The 8008-nt window shown below is 59.8% G+C and carries 7 protein-coding genes and 1 tRNA gene; 6 read left to right on the top strand and 2 right to left on the bottom strand.

Annotated features, from left to right (window positions below; all coding sequences use genetic code 11):
* Positions 1-327 (top strand): hypothetical protein (locus tag IRZ31_RS18510; RefSeq protein WP_297156376.1); only part of this gene is annotated, 327 nt, incomplete at its 5' end.
* A 275-nt stretch (positions 328-602) separates the two neighbouring features.
* Here the strand turns inward: IRZ31_RS18510 and IRZ31_RS18505 are convergent.
* Positions 603-2768, bottom strand: a complete 2166-nt coding sequence (locus IRZ31_RS18505; RefSeq protein WP_297156374.1) for a GDSL-type esterase/lipase family protein — start codon at positions 2766-2768, stop codon at positions 603-605.
* 360 nt (positions 2769-3128) lie between these two features.
* Positions 3129-3914 carry a hypothetical protein gene (locus tag IRZ31_RS18500; protein ID WP_297156372.1) on the bottom strand — a complete coding sequence of 262 codons (786 nt, stop codon included), beginning with the start codon at positions 3912-3914 and terminating at the stop codon, positions 3129-3131.
* A 111-nt stretch (positions 3915-4025) separates the two neighbouring features.
* Between IRZ31_RS18500 and IRZ31_RS18495 the strand changes: the two genes are divergently transcribed.
* From IRZ31_RS18495 to IRZ31_RS18475, 5 genes are all read left to right on the top strand, one after another.
* Positions 4026-4208, top strand: coding sequence for a hypothetical protein (locus tag IRZ31_RS18495; protein WP_297156370.1), 183 nt, complete (start codon positions 4026-4028; stop codon positions 4206-4208).
* Positions 4209-4297: 89 nt separating this feature from the next.
* Positions 4298-5284: an aldo/keto reductase gene (locus IRZ31_RS18490; protein WP_297156368.1), complete on the top strand. Its 987-nt coding sequence runs from the start codon at positions 4298-4300 to the stop codon at positions 5282-5284.
* A gap of 263 nt (positions 5285-5547) precedes the next feature.
* Positions 5548-6435: a pantoate--beta-alanine ligase gene (gene panC / locus IRZ31_RS18485; protein ID WP_297156366.1), complete on the top strand. Its 888-nt coding sequence runs from the start codon at positions 5548-5550 to the stop codon at positions 6433-6435.
* A gap of 49 nt (positions 6436-6484) precedes the next feature.
* The gene (gene panB, locus IRZ31_RS18480) at positions 6485-7345 is read left to right on the top strand and encodes a 3-methyl-2-oxobutanoate hydroxymethyltransferase (protein WP_297156364.1); all 861 of its coding nucleotides are present in this window, start codon (positions 6485-6487) and stop codon (positions 7343-7345) included.
* Positions 7346-7931: 586 nt separating this feature from the next.
* Positions 7932-8005, top strand: a tRNA-Asp gene (locus IRZ31_RS18475).
* Positions 8006-8008: the final 3 nt, after the last annotated feature.

The raw sequence follows: 8008 nt of genomic DNA, 5'->3' as shown, positions 1-8008 counted from the left end.
GCAGAGAGTGAACAGAGGAATGAGGCAGGGGCCGGTGAGGCTCTTGTTCCGGCTGAGGATGACGAAGAGACTGAGCGGCTGCCAGTGGTCCGGCGCCTGACGGCAAAGGGACAGGAGACCAGTCAGGCTTCGCTGACGCCTGTGGCAGAGGCAGAGAGTGAACAGAGGAATGAGGCAGGGGCCGGTGAGGCTCTTGTTCCGGCTGAGGATGACGAAGAGACTGAGCGGCTGCCAGTGGTCCGGCGCCTGGCGACAAAGGGGCAGGAGACCAGCCAGGCTTCGCTGAAGCTGCTGGGCGAGCAAGGTGGCCTCGCCTGGCCTGGCTGACCATGAGCGAGAAGAGCCCGCGCTAAGGAATGAGGCAGGCGGAACAAGATGCGGCGCGCGAGTAGGGGGTGAGGGAGAGTGGTGCTGTGCTTGCCTTGCCCGGTGGCCCTGCGGTCCCTCCTGTCTGGCCGACTCGACGGGTTCCGGCCTGCTCTGCTCTCTTCTCTCTTTGCCAAAGAAAAGGGCGGCCTGACGCCTGGAAGGCCATCATAGAGAAAAAGAGCCGGACGCTCGCCAGTGAAGTGAAGCCAGGAACGAGCATGCCAACGCTGTGGCTACTGCCAGAGGCCGTAGGGGCGCAGGGCGTCGAACCAGGCGCGGTTAATAGCAATGATGCCGGCGGAGTCGGGATGAATGCCATCCTCGCTCAGGTAGGCTGGATGCGTGCGGAAAAGGGTATAAAGGTCTGGCCCTTTCATCAATGCTGCGCTCTGGGTAATTTCCAAAACAATGCTGTTGAGTCGCTCCAGCTCCGCGTTCAAGGCGTCGCCATCGCCCGACCTGTTGCTCGCCGGAGCCAGGGCCAGGATCGGTACATGGCCGGCCTGCTTAATGCGTGTCACCAGGCGCTGCAATGTCAAACGGTAGGTTGCTGGATCAACCTGGCCGAAAGCATCGTTAGTGCCGACTTCGATCAGCCAATAGTGCATGTCGGGGTTGAGCGCCAGGAACGTATCGAGCTGCTGGAGCATCCCATCGCTCGTTTGGCCGCCGATGCCTCCGTTGACCAGCGCGGGGAAGTCGTCGGGGTAGGCTGCCTGGACCAGATCGGGCAGGGCAGGCCGATTCTCATCGAAGCGATTGAAGGCCAGGGCCGTAATCGAGGTTCCCATACAGAAGAAGGTATCGTTGAGAGCGGCCTGGCTGGAGACATCGAAGAGATCGATCTCATCGATCAGAAACTCGTGCTCGCTATTGCCCGGCTGAACGCCGGTTACCGTCATCTTGACCCAGGACATTCCTGTGAAAGGGAGCAGATGCTCGCGGTTGCGCGCCCGATTAGCACTGACCGTCACCAGGGTTTTCCAGGAGCCGTCGGAGCCATTAGTACTATTGGCGGAGACGGCGAGGGTATAGGAGCGGGGAGCGGAGCCATTATCGCTGAGATAATCGAAAACGTAGTCGCTGGCCCAGACGAGCAGCAGGCGTGAGGGACCGCTGCCCACGTGGATTGCGCACCAGGCGGGGAGAGAACGCTGAGTCCCGTGCCAGAAAGCCCAGTTTCCATAGTGGCCATCGACAAGAGCTGCTGGCCCTCCTGGACCATCGTCATTAGCCGAGCAAAAGACGGGCTTGCCAGCCGAGATCAGTGGGCTGGCGCGTGCTTGAGTCGGCGTCGGTTGTGACCCTCCTGTAGTGCTGGGATAATACTGCGCGATGAAATTCTTCATCGCGTAGTATTGTGGTCGCGGGGCGTTGGTATCCACATCAAAGAGATCCAGATGGCCGTAGCCCGCGTAGCTCGCGGCATCGAACTGGCAGGCGAAGGTCAGGCCGGCGCGGATCATCGCCTGCAGGGCGCGAGTGGTAAAGGCCGAGATAAAGTCACTCTTCTCGCCGTAGGCCGGGGGAGGATTGCCAGGATCGAAATTCCACTCCGTAATCCCGATAGGGAGATCACGCCCCAAAATCTGGTGTGTCAGAGAGCGCACGCTCTGGACTGCCTCGGCGGCGCTGTCGGCCAGCTTCAGACAGTTGCTCTCACTATCCTGCCAGCACGGATACCAGTGGAAACTGATGGCATCAGGAAGCACCCCCGAGGAGTGCACGCCCTGCAGAAAGGCGCGCAGAAACTCGGTCGCGCTGGGCTGACTGATCACTGGCCCGATGAAGCGGGCCCGTGGATTCAACTGACGCAGCTGAGGAATCACACTGTTCCACTGTTTCAGATAGCTGGCGCTGGAGATCCCGTTATAATCTGGCTCATTGCCGAACTCGTAGAGCAGGCAGCGTGAGCCGGCGTAGCTCACCACATGTTTCAAAAACGCCACGTCGAAAATGTTGAACAGCACCCCCAGGCAGATCATCCCGCTCTGCTCGACCGTGCGCAGGCGCTGCTCAAGCTCTGCATCGCTGGTCGGATGATTATCGGCCAGGCTGTGGTCAAAGAAGAATGTGCGCATGAGCGTAAAGTGAGCTGCCTTCAGATTCGCCTGGAAAGCAGGATTCGTCTCAATATTGTTCTCGCTCCACTCCTGCGTATCGTTCGTACCGAAGAGGAGCGAAGAGACTCCCTCTTTCCAGCGCTGCTGACCCGGCAATTGTGTTGACGAAGGGGAAGCTGTTGCTTGAACGGCGGCATTGGACGGCGTGGCCGTACTCCAGGGAGGAGCGCAAGCAGCGAGCGTAGTCAGCAACAAGAAAAACACAAGGGCGAGGCCCGTGACCGGTTGAGTTTGAGAAGTTGTGTTCTTGGGACCTGGGACAGCGTGCCTTGTCATGCACTTGCCTCTCTGCGGTGTTTCCACGATAGAGCCAGTAGCTGTTTTTCTCTTGAAGCAATCAATGCAACTATATCACTGCTTCGTGATAGTTATGTGTATCCGGCGGTTGTAAATTGGTAGCTATTGGCCTGACGGAGCAAGGGCTGGCAGGAGAGGCTGCTGGCGATGGCCAAAGAGGGTCACTCAGGCCGCGAGCAGTAGTGAGTGGGAGGAAGCCTTACCCAGCCGGAAAGAGGCCTCCCTTTGCTGGCTGGTAGGAGGAGGGAGCAAGGGAGGCCTCTCAGGTGGGGCATAGGTAAGCAAGCCAGGGCGGGTCAGCGGCAGGCAGGCGCGCCTCCCGCCTGGCATTGAACTGGACTAGCTACCAGCTTCCGGCTGCGGCTGGGAAGCTGGAGCAGGCGTCTGAGCAGACGCGGTGGCGCGGGTGCTCTCTGCACTGGGAAGCGGCTGCCCGCCCGTGCTCGGCGCCTCCAGGAGAGCGCCGCGGTTCAACAGGCGACGCGCCGCCTCCTGGCCGCCGAGACCGAAGGCCAAACCGAAGGCCAGAGCCGTGCCGCCGACCACTGCCGTGAAGAGGATATTGAGCAGCGAAGGCGCGATCTGCAGCTGCTCCAGGGCGATCAGCCCGGCAAAGCCAATGAGCGCATAGCGGGCCACAGCAGCGAACAGCGCCGGATTCCCCACACGCGTCGTCGCTGTCACGCCGCGCACAATATCGCTGACCACGCTCGCGGCCAGCAGTCCCAGGAAGAGCACCAGCACAGCCACGAACACATTAGGAATATAGGCGATCAGCTCATTAAGAATGTTGCTCACGGTGCTCAGTCCCAGCGCGTCGACAGCCGGGACCAGGAAAATGAGGAAAATGAACCAGTAGACGATGGTGCCCAGGATGGCTACCACGTCGAAGCGCATCCCAGTATTCTGCTCCAGACGTGTCAGACCGATGCGAGCACCCAGGCGCTCGAAACCGATGCGGCGCAGAATGAAGGTCACCGTACGGCTCAGCACGCTGGCGACGATCCAGCCAATGAGCAGAATGACCAGGAAGCCAAGGAACTTCGGAATGAAGGTCAGAACCAGGTTCAAAGCGTTGGCTAGTGAGGTCAAGAAGGCCTGACCAATGTTGTTGACGACCGGCATGTCTTTCCTTTCCCCCTTCTCACAAGGAGTTGATCAGTTGATCACAGAGGCTAAGGTCTCTTGGTAGAGACTCCTGAGACACCAGGCTGCCGGACGAGGTGCGTTCCCACCATGATGCAACGGCGCGGCTGCCTGGCGATCGCTATCGCTGTGCACGTCCCCTTTAGACGGCAAGGGTTCAAAAAAGTCACACCCGCTTCCGCCGGCGACGTCTCGATCTGTGTGAGGTCTCTGCGGAGCGTGGGGAGCCTGTTGGGTCAGGTTGCCGCAGCCCGCCTGAGCAATGGCGCCTGACTCGCTGCATGCGATACAATCAAAAGGCCAGTATCCAACAACTCATTGGCGTAGAAGACCCCATCAGGAAGGAGAGTAAGGCAAGAAAGATGGAGTATCGACCGCTGGGACGAACAGGCTGGCAGGTATCGCCTATAGGCTTTGGGGCCTGGGCCATTGGAGGAGACGCCTGGGGGCCGACTGACGATCGTGAGGCGCTGGCGGCCCTGCATCGAGCCATCGACCTGGGCGTCAACTTTATCGATACTGCCGACGTCTACGGCGACGGGCACTCCGAGCAGCTCATCGCTCGTGTACGCAAAGAGAGGCGTGAGCCGCTCTATATTGCAACCAAGGCCGGGCGGCGTCTCAACCCGCACACTGCTGATGGTTACAATCGGCAGAATCTGACAGCCTTCGTCGAGCGCAGCCTGCGCAATCTGGAGACTGAGACCATCGATCTGCTGCAGCTCCACTGTCCCCCCACTGAGGTCTATGACCGGCCTGAAGTCTTTGGCATTCTGGATGATCTCGTACAGCAGGGCAAGATCCGCTACTATGGCGTCAGCGTTGAAAAGGTTGAGGAGGCTCTCAAAGCTATTCGCTATCCCAACGTGCAGAGCGTTCAGATTATCTTCAACATCTTCCGTCAGAAGCCTGCGGAGCAATTTTTTTTGGCGGCCCAGGAGCGGCAGGTGGGCATCATTGTGCGCGTGCCGCTGGCCAGCGGGCTGCTGACTGGCAAATTGCGCCGCGATAGCCAGTTTGCTCCCAATGATCATCGGAATTACAACCGTCATGGCGAGGCCTTCGATCAGGGAGAAACCTTCTCGGGAGTCGACTACGAAATTGGCCTGCAAGCGGTTGAAGAACTGCGTCCTCTGGTTCCCGCTGGGATGACGATGGCTCAGTTTGCTTTGCGCTGGATACTGATGTTCTCCCAGGTGTCCACAGTGATCCCCGGAGCAAAGAATCCGCAGCAAGCCGAGGAGAACAGCCGCACTGCCGAGCTGCCGCCTCTCAGTGAGGAGACCATGCAACGTGTGCGTGAGCTGTACGAGCGGCGTATCAAGCCACTGGTCCATGATCGCTGGTAGAGGACTGGTAGGGACGCTGTTGCGCCAGGGAGACTGGCCGGGTGACCGACCTGCAGGCTGCCCTGGTCACGGTCGCTTGTCTGCTCGCTGCTCTGGCCCGGCATGCCGGGCCAGAGCGGTAGGTCGTGCTTGATGCTGACTGCCGGTCTCTGATATACTACCGAAAAACCGCCTGGTAGTTTCTGGCTCGATCAATGTCTTCCACCGCCTTTGTGCTACGGAAGGCCGCAGCAGTCTAAAAGAAACCACTGCTGGGGGAGGCAATGGACATCATCACTACGGTGCGGGAGATGCAACGCCTGCGTAGCAGCTGGCTGTCCCTGAGTAGCGTCGGGCTTGTACCGACAATGGGTTATCTGCACGAGGGGCATCTTTCGCTGGTGCGTCGGGCGCGTGCTGAAAACGATAAAGTGGTCGTCAGCATCTTTGTTAATCCGATTCAGTTTGGGGCGCACGAGGATCTTGAGCGCTATCCTCGTGATCTTCCCCGAGATCTCCATCTGCTCGAAGAGAGCGGTGTCGATGCGGTCCTGGTGCCGACGGCGAGCGAGATGTATCCGCCGACCTTCATCACCTATGTCGAGCCGAGTGGGCCGTTGGCCAGCGAAGCCGAGGGGGCCAGTCGTCCGGGCCACTTTCGCGGTGTGGCGACCGTTGTGCTCAAGCTCTTCAATATTGTGCAGCCGCAGCGGGCCTATTTCGGGCAGAAGGATGCCCAGCAGGTTGCTGTGATCAAGGCGCTGGTGGCCGATCTGAACCTGCCGGTTGAGCTAGTCATCATGCCGACGGTGCGCGAGCCTGACGGGCTGGCCATGAGCAGCCGCAACAGCTATCTCTCGCCGGAGGGGCGGCGGGCGGCGACCGTTCTTTACCGGGCCTTACTGGCGGGCAAGGCCGCCTATGAGCAAGGGGTAAGCGATGGCCCTGCCGGTGTGGTACGGGTCATGCGGGAGATTGTTGCCAGCGAGCCTTTAGCGCGTCTGGTGTATGCTGACGTGCGAGACCCTGAGACCTTCCAGCCGTTAGAGACGTTGCGAGCGCCTGCGCTCTTAGTGATTGCGGCCTTTGTCGAGGCGGCGCGGCTCATTGACAACGTGCTTTTGCGTCCTGACGGCAGCTGGGAGACTGGCCTCATCGTCTCGTCCTCCTGATCGATCGCGGGCAAGTAGGTCGAACGCGAATGAGCAGCGAGCGAGGAATATGGGAGAGAAAATTACCGTTGCCACCGTGCAGGCTCGCAAAGGCGGGCCGCCCCTGACGATGGTCACCGCTTACGATGCTGTTATGGCCACCATAGCCGACCGGGCCGGTGCGGACCTGATCCTCGTCGGTGACTCGGTGGCGGACAATGTTCTTGGCTTTTCCGATACCCTCTCCGCTACGGTTGAGATCATGATCCATCACACTGCTGCTGTGGCGCGGGCCCGGCCACGAGCTATGATCATTGGTGACATGCCCTGGTTGAGCTATCATATTTCGCTCGAAGAGAGCGTGCGCAATGCGGGCCGGCTCATACGTGAGGGGCAGGCCGAGGCGGTCAAGCTAGAGGGGGGGCGCAAGCGTTTGCCGGTGATCGAGGCTCTGCTGGCGGCTGAGATTCCGGTGATGGGGCATTTGGGTCTCACCCCCCAATCAGTGCGCGTCATGGGAGGGTACCGTGTGCAGGGTCGGCGCCTGGAGGCAGCGCGTACGCTTGTCGAGGATGCGCGCGCCCTGGCAGCGGCGGGTGTCTTTGCCATCGTGCTGGAGGGGGTGCCAACCATTGTGGCCAGAGCCATCACCAGGCTGGTGCCTGTGCCTACTATTGGCATTGGGGCGGGACCGCATTGTGATGGGCAAGTTCTGGTTTTTCACGATCTTCTCGGGTGGCATCTCGATAGACGCAAGGCCAAATTCGTGCGGCAGTATGCCCAGCTTGGCGAGGTAGCGGTGAGCGCACTCCAGTCTTTCTTTGCCGACGTGCGCTCTGGTGCCTTCCCGAGCGAGAGCGAAAGCTATCGTATGGAAGAAGAGGAGGAACGGGCCTTCGAGGCTCTGCTCAATGAGCTGGAAGGCGGTTGAGCGTGGGAGGAGGGAGAGAGAGCAATACAGGCCCTGCCTGCTAGCCGCATTGAGCCTCCCCGAGGCCGAGGCTGGCCCTGACTGGTCGTGGAAGGCATGAATGAGCGTGCGTGCTCTTAGTCCTTGCGGGGAATGGCGAGGCCTGTCGGTAGCTCTTCTGTGCCGTCACGCTCAGTTGTCAAGAGAGAGACCGACGCCCGTCGGTTCCTCTCTCACCACCTTGCTTCACAGACGGGTGCGTGACACCCCGAGACGAGGTGAGATAAGCAAGATTCGGCATCTGTTCTTTCGCTCTGCTGTTATTATCAATATTTACGATGTCTAATATATAAGTACTCTTTGAGCGGGATGCCAGCGCTTGCCTGACTGATGTAGCAGCCATCGACTGACTAGAGTGGTGAAATCCCTCTCTGCGTCGCGTTGTTGGGCGCTGCTGGCTATTGGTTCTTGCCATGCTGGCTGGAGTGGTGCTTTGTGAGACCAGCAGGCCAGGAAGAGCAAAAGAAATGCTTGACAGAGTGCACTCTCTTCTGGTATGATAGCCATTGCCACGAGCGAGGCTGACAAGACTCAGCTCGATGGTTGAGGAGCCGTAGTGTAGTGGCCTAACACGCCTGCCTGTCACGCAGGAGATCGCGGGTTCGAATCCCGTCGGTTCCGCTC

The organism is Thermogemmatispora sp. (assembly GCF_019683635.1).
Lineage (GTDB): Bacteria > Chloroflexota > Ktedonobacteria > Ktedonobacterales > Ktedonobacteraceae > Thermogemmatispora.
The sequence above is the reverse complement of the archived record's forward strand: the minus strand, read 5'-3'. Positions and strand labels throughout refer to the sequence as shown.

What these genes read in the sequence shown, in the direction of transcription:
- IRZ31_RS18505 (WP_297156374.1), bottom strand. Translation starts at nt 2,768, where the DNA reads ATGACAAGGCACGCTGTCCCAGGTCCCAAGAACACAACTTCTCAAACT.
- IRZ31_RS18500 (WP_297156372.1), bottom strand. Translation starts at nt 3,914, where the DNA reads ATGCCGGTCGTCAACAACATTGGTCAGGCCTTCTTGACCTCACTAGCC.
- IRZ31_RS18495 (WP_297156370.1), top strand. Translation starts at nt 4,026, where the DNA reads ATGATGCAACGGCGCGGCTGCCTGGCGATCGCTATCGCTGTGCACGTC.
- IRZ31_RS18490 (WP_297156368.1), top strand. Translation starts at nt 4,298, where the DNA reads ATGGAGTATCGACCGCTGGGACGAACAGGCTGGCAGGTATCGCCTATA.
- panC (WP_297156366.1), top strand. Translation starts at nt 5,548, where the DNA reads ATGGACATCATCACTACGGTGCGGGAGATGCAACGCCTGCGTAGCAGC.
- panB (WP_297156364.1), top strand. Translation starts at nt 6,485, where the DNA reads ATGGGAGAGAAAATTACCGTTGCCACCGTGCAGGCTCGCAAAGGCGGG.